We start from the raw sequence: 19,542 nt of genomic DNA on the forward strand, positions 1-19,542 counted from the left end.
CTGCATCAGTGAAGTCGCTGGAATACGCCATTAGCATTGGATTTTAGATGCTGAGGAGTACCTTAATTCAAAACCTCATAAGATGTCAAATGGGTTCTATATCGATACTCGTTAACACAAAACTGTGTCGATGTTTGCTTAACAGGTTTGACTAGACGCGAAGAAATTGATGCGGCGATTGCTGGAGTCCAACAAGGGAAGCTAACAGACACTGAAGTTGAATACTTAAACCTTTACGGTGATTTACATCGTAACAAGCTCAAAATTCCAGAAGTTTCACCTGAACAACTACTTTACCGAACTTAGAAGAAATTGCAAATGACAAACATTAAGATATTCAATTTTAAAGGAACAACAAACATATGACCGAAATTTTAGAAAAAAACGCCAATTTGCTGAATGTGGGGAACCCCTACAAGGAAGTAGCTGCGGAATTAGATTCCACAGAGAAATTTGTACTGCCAGAAATTTCCCTAGCGACAAATGAAGAAATTATTGCTTACCTGCGTCATTCTTATAAAATTGCTGAAATTGCAGTTTTAGCTGAACGCGATGAATTGGTTTTAAGTATGTGTGAGCAGTTTGACATCACTATTTCCGATGAGGAATTGCAAGCAGCAGGAGATACATTTCGCTTAGAACACAAGTTGCTAGGAGCTTCTGAAACCTTAGCTTGGCTTCAAAAGCAGCGAATCACTGTAGAAGATTGGACTCAAGGTATCAGAATGTCACTACTTACAAATAAGTTAAAAGAACATTTGTTTGGAGATAGTGTAGACTCTCACTATTTGAGCAATCGTAATCATTATAAACGTGTTGCTCTATCCCAGATTTTAGTTAGTAATCTAACAGATGCACTCAAAATTATCCATGTTATTAGAGAAGAAAATGCGTCCTTTTGTGCTTTAGCTCTGGAACACTCAAAAGGCAAACATTCAAAAGAAAATGGTGGCTTTGTAGGCATTCGTTTTGTATCAGAATTAATGCCAGAAATTGTACAGGCTATTGCCCAAGCAAAAGAAGGTGAAGTGATTGAACCTGTCCAAACAAAATTAGGGTACCACATCTTGAGAATTGAAAAATGGTTTCCTGCTGAATTAAATGAAATTAGAGAACAAATTTTAGAATTACTCTTTCAAGCTTGGATAAAAGCAGAAAGCATCTCCGTTTATCATACTGAACGGCATCAATAAGATGGTCAATTTCTAACAGAATTATTAATTGTAAATTTTGAACTTAAATAAAATTGCTACTCAAGCTTTTGCTCCATAGTAGTCAACAAAAAAGCTGTTTAATATAACTTTTGTACTTGCGGCTAATACCATTTCACTAAAAAAATTATGCAGAGAACGCCTGATTGCCATGCATTTAATCAGCACTCAGAGGGTGGATAATCATAAAAGGTAGTTTATATCGAAAGAAAAGAGCAATTTCATTGTTTTAGAGTGCAGCAATCTAATGTTGGTTTAGTGACAAAATTATTTAAACCAACAGCTTGTAATAGCATTTCCCAAGAAGTATCTCGTGGATTTTTCCGACGCAGTTCCTCAGCTTCGCTCAACGCGTCATGCCAAATACCATTGGCAGCATAAAGAGTTACACGCTGGCTTGGCGATGCCTTTTCCAATTTAGTTTTAAGAGTAGAATTCAATTGTTCTCGTTTTATATCTCCTTCCACATACGCAATAATTTGCCGATCGCTCTTACAGTAAATATTAAAATACCAATGATATTGTTTGCCTACTTCCAAAGGTTTTGCGCTTGATGGTAAGTCAAAACTAATCACTCCTGGTGTATTTGGCAAAGAAGCTTTATAAATAGACTGATTTTGTGCCTCATCTTCCAGGACAAACTCTCCATCAGCAAAAGAAGACAAATAAGGAACATAAAACCAAAAGCGAGGATGTTCTGTGCTTGCAGTTGCAAATACCACGTCTGACTTTGAATAAACAGGTACTAGGGCTGTAAGATGTTCTGACGCAGCAGAAGTTGAGGGTTGATTAATGTCTTGTTCACAACCACGACTACCTGCTTCCGCTCGCTTACCCGGTTCACCAACGCCTTTTGGTGGGGGTGGTGCAGTGAATATTAACGAGCGGTTTATTTGTGCTTGCACTTGTGTTTGGCTAAAAAATATTAAAATTATTAGAAAAAGTGGAATTTTATCTAAATAAGATTTCATGATTTTTATACCTCAATTTGTAGCAATTAATTGTTGCTGAGTTTGTGGTGACTTGAAGTAAAATACACTGCTTCCCGCAGTGATTACTAAAACCAATAGTGACGGAACAAAAGGAACCCAAACGCCAAAGTAAAAGAAAATTAAACAAAGCAAATATAAAATACTAATAGCACCGCTACTCAGTAATAATAGACGTATTCCTGAGCGATGCCTACGGCGGGCTGCGCCAACGCCCACTGCAATTACACCACCAATCACAGCCCAACTCCAAATCCATAACACTTCACCCCAAACAGGCCAAACAACTAATATAGACCGTCCATCTTTCACCGCACTCACAAGTTGGCTGACCATCTGTGCTTGCAAAATTACTCCAGGAATTTCCAGGTGAGAACCATCCTCATCTAGATAAGGAGTAGAAATATAATCGCGGAAGCTTTGAGCAGTAGTTCCAATCAGGACGATTTTATCTTTGACTTGAGCAGGATTTACTTTTCCTTGTAGTACATCTGTCAATGTGACTATAGGAGCAATCTTTAAAGGAGAATCCCCATAAGAACCGTAATTAAGTAGTATTTGATAGCCTCCTGTATCGGCTTGTTGATAACCGCCTTGATGCAGTTGCACTCGTTGAAAAAGAGTATTCCCAATCTGTAAATCCCCAGATTTTGTATACCGAGCAGAAATTCCTTCCTGCTGTAGATAGTGAAATGCTAGTTGAGCATTTAGGGCATAGTGTGCAGTGCAAGAGGATGTAGGTTCTGCTGGTTGCATTGCTAGTAAATGGCGACGCATCACCCCATCTGCATCTAAGACAATATCACTAAACCCTTGACGTTCTTGTGGTATCCCTAAAGGTGCTGGAATTCCGGGACGCTCTTTTGTGGGTTCTTTAACTTTGCAAATCGCAAACAAATTGCGCTCGGCAAAAGTTGCTGGATTAAGTTTAGATGGCTGATCACGATAGATGTCTAAACCAATAGTTCGTGGTTTTAATTGTGCAAGTTTCTCTAATAGTCGAGCTAGTGCTACATCGGATAAAGAACCGCTTCTTAACTTCTGTTCTGGTAGTTGAAAATCTTCTTCAGTGACAGTAACTATCAATAACCGCGAATCTTGCTTTTCTTGAGGACGCGATTCTCCAAAGGAGACACTTCGTGAACGCACTAATTGGTCATAAGCTTGCAATTCCCATGTCTGCAAAATTCCTTGATATCTTAATCCTAATACACCCAATGTACTCAACAAGCTCAAAATTAATAAATTCCTGAAGCGATAAATATTAAAAAATTTTCGCGGGTTGTTCCACTTCATCGGCACTATACCAGGATGTTCACAAATCACTGGCAACCAAGTAGCACCAGGATATTCTTTTTCTAGTCCAGCAAGCCGTTCTCTAGCAATGCGAACCGCCGCGTATATAGACTGTCCCGAAGAAAAAGCTTCGAGAAAATGTTTCAAAAATTTCTGAGCGACTAAATCTGGTACTGGCTCCCGCATAACAATAACTTGCGGAATTTGCAAATCTTGTAACTCTTTTGCTAAACCTAATCCATCACAAGAGTTAAAGATTGCTAACTGCAACCCTTGAGCAACAGCTTGTTTCAAAGCATACTTGAGGTCGGTAATTGTAATACTATCTGTGGCATTAATATAGATGCGACCAGTATCACCTTCTGTTTTACTATGACCTGCGAAAAATAAAATATTCCAGGGTTGTTTCCACAATTGGTCGTTAAGGTCTAAACGCTGAGGGGCTACTAAAAAAGTTGTAGTAGCACTAGGTAATTTCGTTAGTAATTGACGGTCTTGCTCAATATCAATACCTTCACTATCGCCCAAAATCGCTAAAATTTTAACTTTCTTTTGACGAGAAAATGATTGTAAGCCTGATATTATTTGCTCTGATTCTGGAACGCTCAAAGCAACTTCAGCTTTTGGATAATCCCTATCTACTAAATCCCATAAATGCCAAGGAAGTTTATTCAGTTGTGAACAAGCCGTGCGGATTAATATTCTAACTTCATCCTCTGGCATTAAGTGCTTCAGCCATTTTTCCCGCACGGGACGAAAAGATTCACAAAGTAACCATTGATTTAAATGCGATCGCAACTGGTGAGTTAAGTTGTAGCAATCCTCGCGTCGTTGCGAAATGGAACCATCATAAACAATTTTTTTAGCTTTAATCCGAGTAAATTTCCACAAACTACTATAGGTTGATTGCCACTGATCAATTGCCTTTGCTATGTCTGGATTTGGCGGTAAATGTCCTGAGATTTCTGTAGTGGGACGAAAGCCTTCTTCTCCAATCTCTAACGTTACCCGTACTCCGGCATTTAAATTACCATCTAGCTTCAGTACAACTAACTTTCTCATGACAGAACCTTTGTATCCGCTTTAGATGGCAAAATTTTCTATAGCACTAGTATCTTCCAAAACTAGTTTAACGCTGAAATGTTCTCCTATTTCACCGCTAAATTGTAATTGAATATTCTTATTAGTATTTCTGGTTTGGGCTTCCATAACACACACTCCCTCAAAGTCCAGAATCTGGAGTTGCAAATTGGCAGGTAAATACAGTTCTTTTTGTGTGGGATGTATTTCTACTATAATGTCAACTTCTTGTTCCGATTCTGGAGTCAAGGTGACAACTAAAACTACTTTTGGAGCGGTATCTCCTTGCCCCAATTCAACTAATTTACCTCGGCTTATAAAAGTGCTGCTAGTATTTCTGAGACTGCTATCTGCATAAATAGCTTGGCTACCTAAAAGATATTCAATTTCTTGCCAACCAGTATCAACAATATTTTCCAACCACTTTCGCAAGTTTACTAAGGAGTTATTTATTGGAGATTGAATGGCTGATTTTGCTATATTCAAGCCGTTTAAATATTCTAAATAGCTTAATAAATTTTCTAAAGAGCTTAATTGGCTAATTGCTAATAAATTAGTTGATGCTTCTTGAACAAATCCTAGCAGCTTTGCTTCTCGCAATGATTTATGAATTTGCACGACCACATAGCCAATTCGGTTAGTTAGTGCTTCGGGTGGCACATAGACAAACTCTTCCCCTTCTAACACCGGACGGCATTCTAAAGAACCTATATTTTTTATTGATAGATCAGCTACATCCATAAGTAACTGCTCTACAGGATTCCAAGAGTCACTTGCTTCTAAATTTGTCTCAAAGCCCATATATTGTAAATATGAATTTACAAAGCCTACAGCCAAAATATTTAAACAAACTTGTTCACCTTTTTGTGGTGTAGCTTGTTGACTAGATAATTTTTGTGCTAACTTGCTAGCACTGAGAGGTATAATCCCGGAATAAGTTAAAAAAGCTGTTTGGTTCCTCATAATTTTTCCTGTTTCGATGAAATGGAAGAAAATCTATACATATTCTTTTAATTTAGGGGCAAATTTTTTAACACATCTTTGAAAGAAAGTATTTAAGGTTGTGATTCCAATCCCCCATTCTTCCGATATATCTTTCCAGGAAACTCCAGAGTACCTTCTTTTCGCTATTGATTGAAAATTTACTTCTGGACGATTTTTTATGTGTTCTTTGGTAAAAATGCCTTCGGGATCATCTTCAATACATTGAATAATTTGTTCAAATATAGATACAGATTCAGAGGAGGAAAGATTCTCTATATGACTCTTTTCCAAAGATATTTCAGTTTTTTTCCCAATAATTTTAGGTATAGCTTCTGGGAAAAACCGTTTGCTAAGTAATACATTCACCCATGTTAAAAATTCTCCCCGCTCTGGATCGTATTTACTAATATTGTCATCTTGACAAAGGTAAAAGAATAAGTTTTGTACTGCTTCTTCATAAATATCTTCATAATTCATTAAAAATTGACCGCTATAGGGGTGACAAAGTTTACCTGATAGCCAAATGGTACTAATTAGTTGTGTTAAAGCTATGCGTCTCTCTTTGCTTAACTTTGAATGTTGTTGAGCAAAAAGTGCTAATTCTTTTAGTTGTTCATCTAGCTGTTTTCTTGACGAGTCGTTACTCATAAGCGGCCTCGAATACTATCGCACCCAGTAGCGAATCTCTATTTCTCTCTGCTATAAGGCGCAATTTTTACACAAACGATTGATAAATGTTACAAAAATATATATTTAGATAATTACCTACGCCCGCCCCAACGAGGCTGGTATCGAGCGCAGTTGTTGGGGCTGTATTTCCCCTACACCCCACACCCTACACCGCCCCTTTGGGGCTTGGTCAAAGCCAATTCCCTAACAAAACGTAAGGGGCCCAATATAGAGGGCGTTTATACTGTGGATTTTGTAAAAGAGCTAATTGAGCGCGTCGGAGAGCTTCAGCTTTAGTTATTTTTTTATTTGCCAGTTCTTGGTAAAATTTCCCCATTAACAGCGCAGTAGATTCATCATCCAAATTCCAGAGAGAAGCAATTGTACTGCGCGCTCCTGCTTGAAAAGCAACACCCGCAATTCCTAGTGCGGCTCTTGCGTCTCCAGCAGCAGTTTGGCAAGCACTTAAAACAAGTAATTCAATTGCTTCTGGTTTGTTTTGCTCTACAGTGCGGAATAAATTATTCAACTGTTTGACGTAAATGCGATCGTCCCAAGCTAGAATAAATGTTTCTTCAGCTTTAGAACTGAATTGACCATGAGTTGCCAGATGCACTACTGGGAAAGGTAGAGAATTAATGAGGTCTTGCAAAGACTTGCTAGTAAATTCTTGATTAAGAAGAATGCTGCTAGGTAACTCAGAACGAATTGTCTCTAATTCTTGTTTTACGTTTGGTAATGCAGAAAATCCTGAGCGTGATTCACTTAATCCCGCAGCGATGATTTTTAAGTCTTTCTGCAATGGTTTGGGTTCAATTAGATTCTGTCCAGGACTCAGGGCAACTGCATACTTCTCAATTAGATACTGTTTGCCATCATAGAGAGCCGCCATTGGAATATTTCGCAACCAACTATCTAAAACAAACACTAAACTAGGAATTTTATTCTCAACTAAAGCAACTTCACCAGGTTGAATCAACCAGTTATATACTTTTTGGGATAAAGATTGAACCTGTCGCAGTGTGTGGGGCTTGCGTAAATCTTCTTGGAGTTGTTTTAAAGTAGTTTGGACTTCTTGTTCATCGATAGTTGTACTGTAGTGCAACCAACGATTTTGCGGCAGATTTACTATGACTTCTACTCGGTCTGGCAAAATAAATGGATAGATAACTGCTGCTGTTTGATTTGTTTTTTTAGTTATAGTTCGAGTATTTAAACAGGTATTGCGGAAAAAGTTTTCCAGTTCTGCTATTTGCAGCAATTCTATTGTTTCGCTGGCTTTTTCGATATTTTCGGGATTGATTTGAGAATTGCCTTGGGGTTGCAATAGCAATTGTACTAGCTCTCGATATACAGGTTCGACTTCTTCTCGAAAGGAAAACCTGACTTGGGAATTTACTCTAGCTAAGTCGTATCGTAAAGCTTGGAGATAGTTAACAGCTTCAGTATATGCTGCGATGGCTGCGCCAACGTCTCCGACGAACGCTCCTTTGATATCTCCTCTAGCCTTGAGCAAACGCCCTAATTGCCATTGCCACCGATAAGCGATATCTTTAGCATCAATAGCTTGAGCCATTAACAAGGCTTGCTGAGTTAATTGTTGAGCATCATTCCACTGCTGAGTTTGTTCGTACACCCCACCCAAAACACCAACAGCATAAGATTGAGTGCGTTTATCTTCCAAGTTTTTGGCTTGTTCAATAGCAACTGATAATAATTGAGCAATATCTAACCATGAAAGAGTGTCGGTAGTATATTTTTTTTTAAATTGCGTCAGAGTTTGAGCAAAGTTGATGCGTGCAAAGATAGCTGTACGACTAGCTGGTAAATTGCTAAGTTGAGCTTGGATTTGAGATGACAACGCCGTTAAAGCTGGAATTTGCTCTGTTTCTAGCAATAGCCTCAGTTGATTAACTTGAGCTTGGATGCTTGTACTAGGGGAAGTGGCAGCATTAGCAGCTTGTTGGTAAAACTTGATAGCTGTTGGGATATCTTGTTCGGCACGGGCTGTGTTGCCTAAACTGAGTAAAATCTCAGCTACTGCTTGCTTGTCTTGTAACGATGAAGCTACTTCTAAACTTTGCTGTAATATCTGCCGAGATGTTGCTAAATCTCCAGTAACTTGTATCACATTGCCCAGACTACGTAACCCAGTGACTTTTAAAGGTGAGTTCGGTTGCTGTTGTAGAATTTGGATACTTTCTTCTAATGTCTTTTGGGCTTGGCGATAATAACCTAGTGTTTGTAAAGCTTGAGCGGAGTTGATTTGGTTACGAATAATTGCATTAGTGTCATCTATTTTTTGATAAATACTAGCTGCCTGTTGCCAAATATTTAGGGCATCTTCAGGTTTGCTTTGAGCTAATAGTAAACGCCCTTTGATATCTAATATTTGAGCTAAGACTTGAGGGTTAGGTTTTGTAGCTTTTAACAAATTCAGACTTTGAGATATGGCCTCTTCTGCGGCATTCCATTGTCCCAGTTGCTGATACGCTAATGATAAATTGCCCAAAGTCATGGCTAGTGTTAATTCATCTCCTTGAGCAAATGCAGAGATAGCTTGTTGCCAAGAAGCTGCTGCTTGGGCAAAGCGTTCAGCTTCATAATGTTTTCTTCCTTGATCCACCAAATTTTGAGCATCGGGTAAGCTTTGAACAATGGATTTTTCTGCTGTCGTATAGGCAAACGTGGGCGACAATAACCCTGTACCCAAGAGCATAACTAAAAACAGCATGATGCTAAACAGGCGTTTGATTTTACGTAATCTAAATTTTTTCCTAACCATCTTCTTGCCCTCATCTTAATTCTGACAACCAGCAGTGGGGCGAACATTAGCTATAAGAGTCACTTTACCATTGGTATCAATTATCCAATCCTGAGCGTTGACGGTAGAATTTGGTGTTGAAGAAACTGCTACTTTAGGATTAAGACTAACTAAATCTACCTGAACTGCATCAGTGTTGAGAGCTTCACCGGGGTTAGGAGGCAAGCCACCACGACCAACAATATTAAATTCGCTCTTAGCTATAGAACTACCCGCAGTGCAACCTTGGGCTATCTCTGTATCAACTGGTACTGCTGGCAAATTGACTAATCCACTGTTAGGGTCAAGGACAGGAGTGTTGAGTTCTACAGTACCTTGTGTACCAAATTCTGAACTAGCAGTAATGTCACTGAAGTTAGTTAGACTTTCACGGGGCTGAATACCATAAATCCCAAAAGCGTTGATATAAACTCTCCCACCTATGCCTGTAAAAGCATTGGCAATGATGTCACTATTTTCACCAGGCACGGCAACAATGAAGCCTGACGGGGCATCAATATTAATGTTGCCGCCGTTACCACCAGCCTGTGCTGTGCCTGCGGTAGTGGTAATTTGAGCGCCACGACGGAGAAGGAGTAAATCAGTTTGTAAGTTGATGTTACCACCGTTTCCCGATGCCGATTCGGCATCAAGTCTGCCACTGTTGTCTAAGGTAACTCTAGGTGAGGTAACTATAATATCTCCAGCAGTACCTGTCGGACTTTGGGAGTTAACGAACAAGCCACTGTTAAAGTTAGAGGCCTTGCCAGAAATGGTGAAAAAATCAGCAGCATTAACTTTAATTATGCCAGCATTTCCTTGCCCAAAAGTTTCGGCAGACAGTCCAGCACCATCTTGTAATGAGAAGGAATCAGAGTTAATAGTAATATTGCCACCATTACCAACTGTCCCTGTTTGCACCCGGCTGCGAATCCCACTGGGGAAACCATTTTTCTCTCCAGCAATATCAACAGCACCAGTAACATTAACATTGACATTCCCCGCATCTCCCCGTCCAGCTGGCTGGGTATCAGATGCACTACGAGTAAGAGTTTGCAGTTGAGCGCTATCAGTAAGTGACAGGGTTGCAGCATTGATGTCGATATTGCCTCCCTTACCTATACCTCCTCGTTCGACCGTGCTGAGGATGCTAGCATCTACAAGGGAAACAGCATCGAGTACACGCACTGTCACATTTCCTGCATTTCCTCGTCCTTGTGTTGAGGCAGAAAGTTGAGCGCGATCGCGTAATGAGAAGGAAGCAGCATCAATAGTAATATTTCCCCCATTACCTTGTGTCCCCATGCTGACAAAGCTAACAATCGCACTAACAAAACCATTTTTCTCTCCAGCAATATCAATAGTGCCAGTAACATTAACATTGACATTCCCTGCATCTCCCTGTCCTGCTGGCTGGATAGCAAATGCTTCACGAGTAATGGTTGCTAGTTGAGCACCATCTTTTAATGACAGGGTTTCAGCATTGATGTAGATATTACCTCCTTTACCTACACCAGAAGCTTCTACCGTGCTGAGGATACTAGCATCTGCAAGGGAAACAGCATCTCGTGCCTGCACTGTCACATTTCCTGCATTCCCTTGTCCAGAAGTTAAGGTAGCAAGTTGAGCGCCATCTCGTAACGAGAAGGAACCAGAATTGATGGTAATGTTACCCCCATTACCAACTGTCCCTGTTTGCACACTGCTGCTAATCCCAGTAACAAAACCATTTTTCTCTCCAGCAATATCAATAGCACCAGTAACATTAACATTGACGTTTCCTGCATCCCCCCGTCCTCCTGGCTGGGTAGCAGATGCACCACGAGTAAGGGTTTGCAGTTGAGCGATATCTTTTAATGACAGGGTTGCAGCATTGATGTCGATATTACCTCCCTTACCGACACCTCCTGCTTCCACCGTGCTGAAAATGTCACCGCTTTCAAGGTCAACAGCATCTCGTACCCGTACCGTCACATTCCCGGCATTCCCTTGTCCATAAGTTGAAGATAGAAGTCGGGAGTTATTTTGTAACGACAAGGAACCAGAATCGACAGTAATGTTACCCCCATTGCCTTGCGAGTTTAAGCGCACCAGATTGCTAACACTACTCGCAGTGCCAACAACTTTAATTGACCCGGTAGCATTCAGCGTAATATCTCCCCCAATTGTTTCAGGTGTCCCCAAACCTACCCCAATACCACCGCTTAAAAAACTTCCTCCCAATATCTCTAGATTAGAGGCATTGACTGCAATATTACCGCCACCAGCCCCTTCTACATATATACCTGCTTGATTGGTAAGAGATACCTCAGATCGCACAACATTCTCAGGAAATATCAAGCTAAGATCATTGCCATCTACACCTAACGCTACAGTACCAGGTTCCGCCAATCCCCCTAATTCAACTCGTCCACCATTAGCACTTAATTCTCCCCCATCCATGCTGACATCACCACCCACTAGCAGTAAACTTTTACCATCTGGTACTCGTAAACCAAATGCATAAAAGCCTGCTGGATCTTGTCCTGCAAATGCAACTGAGTTATTTTGAATCGCTGCGTTTTGATTAATCTGATTAAACAGCAATGCTGAAGGATTAATAGTCAACAACGGTGAAGGGATATTTTTATCAGTAGCACTAAAAAATCCGAGATTCCCAAATTGCAGTGCATTAGCTGTTGTAGCTACAAACGAACCGCCAACATCTAAACTGGCATTAAGTCCGAAAATGATGCCATTGGGATTCATCATAAATAAGTTGGCATTACCCAATACACCGAGTGTGCCTAAAATATTGGAAGGACTACCCCCTGTAACTCGGCTGAAAATATTGTTAATTCCATCTGGATTGCTGAAATAAGCTCCTCGTCCTTCATCAATATTGAATTCTCGAAAACTGTGGAATAGGTTTGCTCCTCGCTGTGCGCCACCATCAATCACGATGCTAGGAGTATTATTAATATTAACGTTGGGTGTAACGATAGAACTTTCAGAGCCTAGTGTATTATCAGGCGTAATCTGAGCTAGGGCGTAATCTGTCCAAAAAGCGATCGCTCCACTTATTGCTAAAAAGTTGAATATCCCTAATTTCCAGTCCCAAAGTTGCCAGTATTTATTTGTTCTGGACATTTTTCCCCCTTGATTAGTAGTAGTTTGCCAAACTACTACTCCTTCACGTTCAGTATGAATAAGTAGCTAACGGTGCGGTTGGCAAGCGATTATTACTAACATTTATGTTTGAACATTATCGGGAGCATCTACCGAAAGCATATCTTTGGTAGAGAGAGATTATTTTCCCTACAGATACTACAACTAATCTTTATAGTTTCCAAGTTTCTGTAGTAGTCTAATTTGAGCTATGAGCAGAGTTTTTAAGAGAATTTTTTAGAACTCCGAAGCAAACAGCAGAAATCAAGATTTTGCAAGTTGTAAGAATTCTTTAACTAATACTGAATTTTATTCCTAAGTAGGTCGTCGTGAATATTTATCGTCAGAATAAGGCAGGAGGCAGGAGGGAAGAAGCTTTTAGCTTAGTTAATCTTTCTTAACATAGTTAGGTTTTTTCTCACCGACTTACTTACACTTCATACTTCCGCCGTTTTTTTGATACGATGAAAACTCTGACCAACAGTTCTTTAAGGTAGAAACTCCCAGATTTATCTGTGGAATCAATCTCAAATCTCAAATCTAAAATCCACAATTATTTGACTCGTTACATAACGATAGACGTATGAGTAAAGGTACTTTATTTGATAAAGTTTGGGACTTACACACGGTTGGGACACTTCCTTCCGGGTTGACACAACTATTTATTGGGCTGCATTTGATTCATGAAGTCACCAGTCCCCAAGCCTTTGCTATGTTACGGGAACGGGGTTTAAAAGTTTTGTTTCCGCAACGTACTGTTGCAACGGTAGACCACATTGTCCCGACAGATAATCAGGCGCGTCCGTTTGCCGATACGGTGGCGGAAGCCATGATTCAAGCACTTGAACAGAACTGTCAAGAAAATAACTTAACTTTTTATAATATAGGTTCAGGCAATCAAGGTATTGTTCACGTCATCGCCCCAGAATTAGGATTAACTCAGCCAGGAATGACGATCGCTTGTGGTGATAGTCACACTTCTAGTCATGGTGCCTTTGGTGCGATCGCATTTGGGATTGGTACTAGCCAAGTGCGGGATGTTCTCGCCTCTCAAACCCTTGCCCTGGCTAAACTCAAAGTCCGCAAAATTGAAGTTAACGGCACACTCAACCCCGGTGTCTACGCTAAAGATGTGATTTTGCATATTATCCGCACCCTCGGTGTTAAAGGTGGTGTAGGTTACGCCTACGAATTTGCGGGAACCACCTTTGAACAGATGAGTATGGAAGAACGGATGACTGTCTGTAATATGGCGATCGAAGGTGGCGCAAGATGCGGTTATGTCAACCCCGATCAAGTCACATATAATTACTTGAAAAATAGAGACTTTGCCCCCAAAGGTGCAGATTGGGATCAAGCCGTGGCTTGGTGGGAATCAATCAAGAGTGATGCTAATGCCGAATACGATGATGTAGTCGTCTTCAACGCCGCCGAAATTCCCCCCACAGTTACCTGGGGAATTACCCCCGGTCAAGGTATCGGTATCAATCAATTCATCCCCAAAGCCGAAGAATTACCAGAAGAAGACCGCTTTGTTGCCGAAGAAGCTTATCGTTACATGGATTTGTTACCCGGACAACCCATCAAAGGCACAAAAATCGATGTCTGCTTTATTGGTAGCTGTACTAACGGCCGCATCAGTGACTTGCGAGAAGCCGCAAAAATTGCCCAAGGTCGCCAAGTTGCCGAGGGAGTCAAAGCCTTTGTTGTGCCTGGTTCAGAACGAGTTAAACAAGAAGCCGAAGCTGAAGGACTAGACAAAATCTTTGAGGCGGCTGGCTTTGAATGGCGTGAACCAGGATGTTCGATGTGTCTGGCGATGAACCCCGATAAACTCCAAGGTAGACAAATCAGCGCGTCCTCTTCTAACCGCAACTTTAAAGGACGGCAAGGTTCCGCCTCCGGCCGCACATTACTCATGAGTCCGGCGATGGTGGCGACTGCGGCAATTAAAGGTGAAGTCGCCGACGTGCGGGAATTGCTGTAGGAGGGGGCAGGAGGCAGGAGGCAAAAAGCTAATACTCAGCGTCACTCTGCGTTTACAGCTATTTTCTAGTAATCAACCCCAATCTTTTTTTATCTCACGCATTCGGCGGAAGCCGTTCTCGAAGAGTAGGCGCAAAGGCGCAAAGAAGAAAAAATTATGGACAGCAAAATTAAACAAATATCCGGGCGTGGTATACCCTTAGTTGGCGATGACATCGATACCGACCGCATTATTCCGGCGCGTTTTTTAAAAGCCATCACCTTCGATGGCTTGGGTGAAGGTGCTTTTATTGATGATCGTACAGCTTTGAAAGGCGAACATCCTTTTGATCAACCCCAATACCAAGGGGCAAATGTGTTAATTGTCAACCGCAACTTTGGCTGCGGTTCATCGCGGGAACACGCACCACAAGCGATCGCAAAGTGGGGTATTCAAGCGTTAATTGGTGAAAGCTTCGCCGAAATTTTCTTAGGTAACTGCGTCGCCATTGGTATACCTTGTGTGACGGCTGAGGCGGCTATAGTCAAACAGCTACAAGAACTAGTAGCAGCTAATCCCCAAGCAGCAGTAACAATCAATTTAGAAACCTTACAAGTACAAATTGGTGACTTTACAGCCCCAGTCTTGATTAATGAAGGTTCCAGAAATATGTTCGTTTCTGGTAGTTGGGATGCTTGCGGTCAGTTAGTTGCTAACGCTGAAAATATTCGAGAAACAGCTGCAAAGCTGCCTTATATCGGTTGGGGTAAGTTAGCCAGTTAGATTAAAGTAACTGGGTATAGAGGTATAAGGGTGTATATGTTCCACAGCCTTACATCCTACACCCTATCTGACTTTTCAAGTTATGTGGAAAAGTAAACTTGAAACCTAACCCCCTAACCCCCTTCCCTTCGAGGGAAGGGGGAACATTCAAAGCCTCTCTCCGCTTCGGGGAGAGGTTTGGAGAGGGGTTGTTCAAATCCCGTGAAAAGTCAGACACCCTTACACCTTTACACCTTTACACCCAATCTCAACAATCAGTCTGAGTGCGTAAGTTCTGTTTAATTAACTACTTGACTCCCATGAGTTCGGGGGTCAACTTGATTTGTCGGTGCAACTTGGGTGGAAACTTTAGAAGTTTTACCACTAGCTTGGGCGTAGGGTAAGGGCGAACCTGCTACTAACGCGTCTAAATTACTAGCCATGACAGTACGGGGTATATCACCGATCGCCTGGGCTATATCTTCTCCATCTTTAGATACAAATACAAAATGGGGAATACCATCTACGCGATATTTCAGCATTTCGGGTAGCCATTTAGTATTATCTACGTTCAGCATGACAAAATTCGCTTTGTCTGCATATTGCTGTTCTAATTGAGCCATATCTGGTGCCATTTTTTGGCAGACAGTACACCAGTCAGCATAAAACTCAACTATGGATGGTTTACCGTTACTTAAAGCCACATCTAGGGGTATAGAGTTTTTGCCTAACTCGGCCACAGATACAGAATTTGTCTCAGTTCGCAACCCTAAGAAGAGGGCAACGCTAAGGGCGATCGCTACAATTACAATTAAGAGGTTTCTGACTCGCGCCCCAAATGTCGATTCTGGCTTGGCGGGAGAATTAACGGGTGCTTCTTTTGACATAGCTAATTTATTAAAACTTATTAAGTATTGCCATTATTTAGTTTATCGTCTTCCTTCTGTGTAACCTCTATCTGCTAAATCTGTGAAAAAACGAGTTACTCTCACCTTTCCCAAACGCGCTATCCAAATGCCAGTAACTTATGTACTGGCAAAAGATTTTAATGTAGCTGCCAATATTATCCGCGCCCAAGTTGCCCCTAATCAAATTGGTAAACTCGTTGTAGAACTATCAGGAGATATCGATCAGTTAGATGCAGCGATTGAGTGGATGCGATCGCGTCATATCGGCGTTTCTTCTAGTTTAGGAGAAATTGCCATTGATGAAGATGTGTGTGTAGACTGTGGTTTGTGTACTGGGGTATGTCCCACAGAAGCACTCAGCCTCAATCCTGAAACATTTAAGCTGACATTCACGCGATCGCGCTGTATTGTCTGTGAACAATGTATTCCTACTTGTCCAGTACAAGCGATTTCTACCAACCTTTAACCTAATTGAAACACATCTGCGATGACGGTGCGATCGTCCACTAACCTAGCCTCGGCTGGAGAATCATACACTACCAACAACGAAGGCACTCCAGATATATCCTCAAATAACGTCATACCCTCGGCATGATCATCTCGATTTCCATAGGGAATATCTTGCACAAACTGAGGATTATTGAGCGTATTTTCTGGAGAATTAACAGCATTTTGCCAACGGTATATTTGCACTGGCCCATCTAAATCCATTGTCGGCCCAGCCAAAATTAACAAATCTTCGCCATCCAGGCAAAAATCTCGAATTCCTAACCCATTCAACCAAACAAAATGTTTTTTATATTCCTTCTTTTCCTCACCAATGAGCGTTAATTTCATCAACCCTGGCTGAGAGTCTTGTAACTCAATTTCCAGAACCATCGCCCAACCGCGCAATACAGGGCCGCGCAAACCCAAAAAAATTCGGTTTTGGTAAATAGCTAAACCTTCAATATCAAAACCATTATCCTTTCCTGGAATTGCTGCTTTAATAAACTGACCCAAATGAGCATCATTGGCTAAAGCTGTCATTAGCAAGTTGCCTTGTTTTGTCATCTCTATAACGGCAGATTTTAACTCTTTATTTGCATCTTCAGGATGAAGACAAGAACGAAATAACTTGCCATCTATCAAAGGAATCTTAGCTAAAATATAACGGTTGGGTTCTGATTCAATTTTTGCTAACCTTGCAATATTTTTCTGATCACTCTTATCCGACTTTGTTTTTTTCCGCTTATAGCTATGAGAACCAACCAGCCATAAGTAATAATCAGCATAAGCTATCCCTTCTATATCAATTTCTTCATCTTCCGATGCCGGTAAATTAATAAATTCGGCAACGCGAAATTGTTGATGATCTGTAAATTTATCTTGTGCAACTAAAGACAGCCTCTCTATTGTTGAAGTCTCATCCGAACCCAACCATAAATACTTTCCCGCCATCATCCTGACTGCTGAAATATCCGCCCTGTGTTCTTTAAAAGTATCAGTAAAAGTTAGATAAACTTTATGTAGTAAATTTTTTTCAGGCATTCTCTTACTTCTCCACCTCTAAAAGAGGTTAATTGGAATATTTTGATGTTTGATTTAATACTTAAGCTTTGAACGTTATATAAAATTTTTCTCAATTACGACGGCAAAACAAAAACAACAGCTTGTACTCCATCTTTTACAAAAGTATGAAGATGAAAAGTGAATACTAATCTATCTCACCATATTTAGAAGTTAAAAAAAAATATCAAAAGATAGATACAGATTTTTAACTAATGCTATTATGCAATAACCTAAATAAGTATGTAATTATTATCAATCATGAAATTAGATACAAAAACCGCAGTAAAAACCCTAGGAGAATACGCCTACCAAGCGATTCAAAAGCATTTTAATAAAACCTTAAAATGGGAAAAAACTGTTAAGAAAGATGAAGACCCTGAAGCACTCCACCAAATGCGGGTAGGTATGCGCCGTCTCCGCACAGCAGTTAGTAGATTTGAATTAGTCCTAGATTTACCAAAACCAGCCAGCGATAAAAATATTGGTAAAATTGGCCGTCGTCTTGGTAGTCTGCGAGACTTAGATGTATTAAAAGAAAGTTTAGAAACTGCTTACCAACCAAAATTACCTGATAAAGAACAAAAAGCTCTCCAAAAAGCGTTTCATGCTTTAGATAAACAACGGGAAGTTGCATCATCTAATGTGCAGAAGACGCTCAAAGATGAACTATACAAATCGTTTAAGCAAACATTAGAAGAATGGTTAGAAAAACCTAACTATCATCCTTTATCATCTGTGCCAATTAAGCAAGTATTGCCTGATTTATTGTTACCTGAAGTCAGTATTTTTTTCTTGCATCCAGGGTGGCTAGTCGGAACCCAAGTTGTCGAGTCTGAATTTACTATCCGCACAGACTGGAAACCAGAAAAAGTCGAGCAACATTTAAATAATAAAGGCGCAACTATTCATGAATTGCGTAAACAAGCTAAACGTGTGCGCTACCAAATGGAGTTATTTTCTGACTTATATGGAGAATCTTACGCAGCTAATATTGCAGAGGTAAAAAGTATACAAGACATCTTAGGCAGCATCCAAGATAGTGTAGTTATGGGAGAGTGGCTGACGGATGTTTTTAAATCAGAACTGCACACTCATCTGCCCACACTTGCCAATTTATTAGCAGAAAATCGTTACCAATTATGGCAGCAGTGGCAACCTATACAAGAACGTTATTTACAAGCAGAAAATAGGCAGAATTTTCATTTAGCAATTCTAAAGTATGAAGTGTGAAGTATGAAGTATGAAATTCATCTATCCAATAACAAGTGACTATCGTAAAGACAAACTAATTGGGGCTTCTAGAGATAATACATAAACACTACTTTGGGTAATTTGTACAACACGGGTATTTTCTGCTGAACGCAAGCCTGTTACTAATCCTACAGCACTGCCGAGCATGGCTCCTCGGTCAAATTGCTCTGGATCTCCTTGGTTTAAAAAGCCAAAAGTGCTGCCGCCGATTCTACCCCAAACAGAACCATTTTCAATCGCTTTTTCGTTAGCTCGCTTGTGCGTAATCGTAGTACCAGGAATCACTTGACTAGAGGCTTGAATGGAGACAATTCGACCGTTAATTACTAAAGACTGTGCCACAATTTTCGCACCCCCTTCTTTTGGTTTTAACACGATACTTACAGGTGTATTTTCTGAGGCTATCACATTACCTTGAGCATCTTTAATCGCACTAGCTAAAGGAACAGTTAGTGGATAATCTTTCTTTTGCCCAACATCTACGGTTACAGGTGCAGGAAAAGAAACGATAATTGCAGTATCTTGAGGGATAGCAATTTCTGAACTGACGGCTTGTGGTTGAGATGGTTCAGTTAGAACTGGTTGAGCATTCACGGGTAATGTAACTGCACCCAACAAGGAGATAGAACAAGCAATACTGAATAAAGTTTGTGTTTTCATAACCGTTTACCTTTTGATTTGAGTGTTTTCTTGGGGAAGTAAACCCTGCTACTCAATCAATAGGTTTGCGGTTACTGGTTTATGCAGTTTGGGTTCAACTCTGGAACTCGTCACAAAAAGCGTAGACGCGTTCGCGAAGCGTCTCCTATCGGAGAAGCGGCTTGTCGTAAGACATCGCTAACAGCAAGCATCAAGTAGTATCATAATTTACACAGCATCTTGTGCGATCGCTTTTCTTTTCTGATTGCCTATTGCCTGTGTTGCT

General features: G+C 40.6%; 15 protein-coding genes. 6 read left to right on the plus strand and 9 right to left on the minus strand.

Annotation, left to right across the window (positions count from 1 at the left end):
• Window positions 1–147: 147 nt before the first annotated feature.
• Both H6G76_RS24845 and H6G76_RS24850 read left to right on the plus strand, forming a co-directional pair.
• Window positions 148–306 carry a hypothetical protein gene (locus tag H6G76_RS24845; protein ID WP_313934829.1) on the plus strand — a complete coding sequence of 53 codons (159 nt, stop codon included), beginning with the start codon at window positions 148–150 and terminating at the stop codon, window positions 304–306.
• Window positions 307–362: 56 nt separating this feature from the next.
• Window positions 363–1,193 (plus strand): peptidylprolyl isomerase, encoded by an 831-nt coding sequence (locus H6G76_RS24850; protein WP_190707032.1) that lies wholly within the window; start codon window positions 363–365, stop codon window positions 1,191–1,193.
• A gap of 239 nt (window positions 1,194–1,432) precedes the next feature.
• On the opposite strand, the gene H6G76_RS24855 is transcribed toward H6G76_RS24850, so the two are convergent.
• The 6 genes from H6G76_RS24855 to H6G76_RS24880 all read right to left on the minus strand — a co-directional run bounded on the left by H6G76_RS24855 (window position 1,433) and on the right by H6G76_RS24880 (window position 12,161).
• A complete protein-coding gene (locus H6G76_RS24855) occupies window positions 1,433–2,182 on the minus strand; it encodes a DUF928 domain-containing protein (protein WP_190707035.1) in 750 nt (249 codons plus the stop codon).
• Window positions 2,183–2,194: 12 nt separating this feature from the next.
• The gene (locus H6G76_RS24860; protein WP_190707038.1) at window positions 2,195–4,558 is read right to left on the minus strand and encodes a CHASE2 domain-containing protein; all 2,364 of its coding nucleotides are present in this window, start codon (window positions 4,556–4,558) and stop codon (window positions 2,195–2,197) included.
• Window positions 4,559–4,579: 21 nt separating this feature from the next.
• On the minus strand, window positions 4,580–5,539 hold the full coding sequence (locus tag H6G76_RS24865) for a DUF1822 family protein (protein WP_190707041.1): 960 nt from the start codon (window positions 5,537–5,539) through the stop codon (window positions 4,580–4,582).
• A gap of 33 nt (window positions 5,540–5,572) precedes the next feature.
• Complete coding sequence (locus H6G76_RS24870) at window positions 5,573–6,208, minus strand: sigma-70 family RNA polymerase sigma factor (RefSeq protein WP_190707043.1); 636 nt, start codon at window positions 6,206–6,208, stop codon at window positions 5,573–5,575.
• Between the two features lie 211 nt (window positions 6,209–6,419).
• The gene (locus H6G76_RS24875) at window positions 6,420–9,014 is read right to left on the minus strand and encodes a CHAT domain-containing protein (protein WP_190707046.1); all 2,595 of its coding nucleotides are present in this window, start codon (window positions 9,012–9,014) and stop codon (window positions 6,420–6,422) included.
• A 15-nt stretch (window positions 9,015–9,029) separates the two neighbouring features.
• Entirely contained in the window at window positions 9,030–12,161 is a 3,132-nt protein-coding gene (locus H6G76_RS24880) for a filamentous hemagglutinin N-terminal domain-containing protein (protein WP_190707049.1), read from the minus strand.
• Between the two features lie 601 nt (window positions 12,162–12,762).
• On the opposite strand from H6G76_RS24880, the gene leuC reads away from it, so the two are divergent.
• Both leuC and leuD read left to right on the plus strand, forming a co-directional pair.
• A complete protein-coding gene (leuC, locus tag H6G76_RS24885) occupies window positions 12,763–14,166 on the plus strand; it encodes a 3-isopropylmalate dehydratase large subunit (RefSeq protein ID WP_190707051.1) in 1,404 nt (467 codons plus the stop codon).
• Between the two features lie 156 nt (window positions 14,167–14,322).
• Window positions 14,323–14,928 carry a 3-isopropylmalate dehydratase small subunit gene (leuD, locus tag H6G76_RS24890; protein ID WP_190707054.1) on the plus strand — a complete coding sequence of 202 codons (606 nt, stop codon included), beginning with the start codon at window positions 14,323–14,325 and terminating at the stop codon, window positions 14,926–14,928.
• A gap of 278 nt (window positions 14,929–15,206) precedes the next feature.
• On the opposite strand, the gene H6G76_RS24895 is transcribed toward leuD, so the two are convergent.
• Window positions 15,207–15,794, minus strand: a complete 588-nt coding sequence (locus H6G76_RS24895; protein WP_190707057.1) for a thioredoxin family protein — start codon at window positions 15,792–15,794, stop codon at window positions 15,207–15,209.
• Between the two features lie 82 nt (window positions 15,795–15,876).
• On the opposite strand from H6G76_RS24895, the gene H6G76_RS24900 reads away from it, so the two are divergent.
• Complete coding sequence (locus H6G76_RS24900; RefSeq protein ID WP_190707059.1) at window positions 15,877–16,281, plus strand: NIL domain-containing protein; 405 nt, start codon at window positions 15,877–15,879, stop codon at window positions 16,279–16,281.
• Here the strand turns inward: H6G76_RS24900 and H6G76_RS24905 are convergent.
• Window positions 16,278–17,345 (minus strand): DUF3616 domain-containing protein, encoded by a 1,068-nt coding sequence (locus H6G76_RS24905; protein WP_190707062.1) that lies wholly within the window; start codon window positions 17,343–17,345, stop codon window positions 16,278–16,280. The genes H6G76_RS24900 and H6G76_RS24905 overlap by 4 nt on opposite strands.
• 279 nt (window positions 17,346–17,624) lie before the next feature.
• On the opposite strand from H6G76_RS24905, the gene H6G76_RS24910 reads away from it, so the two are divergent.
• Window positions 17,625–18,596, plus strand: a complete 972-nt coding sequence (locus H6G76_RS24910) for a CHAD domain-containing protein (protein ID WP_190707066.1) — start codon at window positions 17,625–17,627, stop codon at window positions 18,594–18,596.
• A gap of 39 nt (window positions 18,597–18,635) precedes the next feature.
• Here the strand turns inward: H6G76_RS24910 and H6G76_RS24915 are convergent, their stop codons facing one another.
• Window positions 18,636–19,277: a hypothetical protein gene (locus H6G76_RS24915; RefSeq protein ID WP_190707068.1), complete on the minus strand. Its 642-nt coding sequence runs from the start codon at window positions 19,275–19,277 to the stop codon at window positions 18,636–18,638.
• Between the last annotated feature and the right edge of the window lie 265 nt (window positions 19,278–19,542).

This window comes from Nostoc sp. FACHB-152, from assembly GCF_014697475.1.
Lineage (GTDB): Bacteria > Cyanobacteriota > Cyanobacteriia > Cyanobacteriales > Nostocaceae > Nostoc_B.

What these genes read in the sequence shown, in the direction of transcription:
- H6G76_RS24860 (WP_190707038.1), bottom strand. Translation starts at nt 4,558, where the DNA reads ATGAGAAAGTTAGTTGTACTGAAGCTAGATGGTAATTTAAATGCCGGA.
- leuC (WP_190707051.1), top strand. Translation starts at nt 12,763, where the DNA reads ATGAGTAAAGGTACTTTATTTGATAAAGTTTGGGACTTACACACGGTT.
- H6G76_RS24850 (WP_190707032.1), top strand. Translation starts at nt 363, where the DNA reads ATGACCGAAATTTTAGAAAAAAACGCCAATTTGCTGAATGTGGGGAAC.
- H6G76_RS24880 (WP_190707049.1), bottom strand. Translation starts at nt 12,161, where the DNA reads ATGTCCAGAACAAATAAATACTGGCAACTTTGGGACTGGAAATTAGGG.
- H6G76_RS24910 (WP_190707066.1), top strand. Translation starts at nt 17,625, where the DNA reads ATGAAATTAGATACAAAAACCGCAGTAAAAACCCTAGGAGAATACGCC.
- H6G76_RS24875 (WP_190707046.1), bottom strand. Translation starts at nt 9,014, where the DNA reads ATGGTTAGGAAAAAATTTAGATTACGTAAAATCAAACGCCTGTTTAGC.
- H6G76_RS24895 (WP_190707057.1), bottom strand. Translation starts at nt 15,794, where the DNA reads ATGTCAAAAGAAGCACCCGTTAATTCTCCCGCCAAGCCAGAATCGACA.
- H6G76_RS24915 (WP_190707068.1), bottom strand. Translation starts at nt 19,277, where the DNA reads ATGAAAACACAAACTTTATTCAGTATTGCTTGTTCTATCTCCTTGTTG.
- leuD (WP_190707054.1), top strand. Translation starts at nt 14,323, where the DNA reads ATGGACAGCAAAATTAAACAAATATCCGGGCGTGGTATACCCTTAGTT.
- H6G76_RS24855 (WP_190707035.1), bottom strand. Translation starts at nt 2,182, where the DNA reads ATGAAATCTTATTTAGATAAAATTCCACTTTTTCTAATAATTTTAATA.
- H6G76_RS24870 (WP_190707043.1), bottom strand. Translation starts at nt 6,208, where the DNA reads ATGAGTAACGACTCGTCAAGAAAACAGCTAGATGAACAACTAAAAGAA.
- H6G76_RS24865 (WP_190707041.1), bottom strand. Translation starts at nt 5,539, where the DNA reads ATGAGGAACCAAACAGCTTTTTTAACTTATTCCGGGATTATACCTCTC.
- H6G76_RS24905 (WP_190707062.1), bottom strand. Translation starts at nt 17,345, where the DNA reads ATGCCTGAAAAAAATTTACTACATAAAGTTTATCTAACTTTTACTGAT.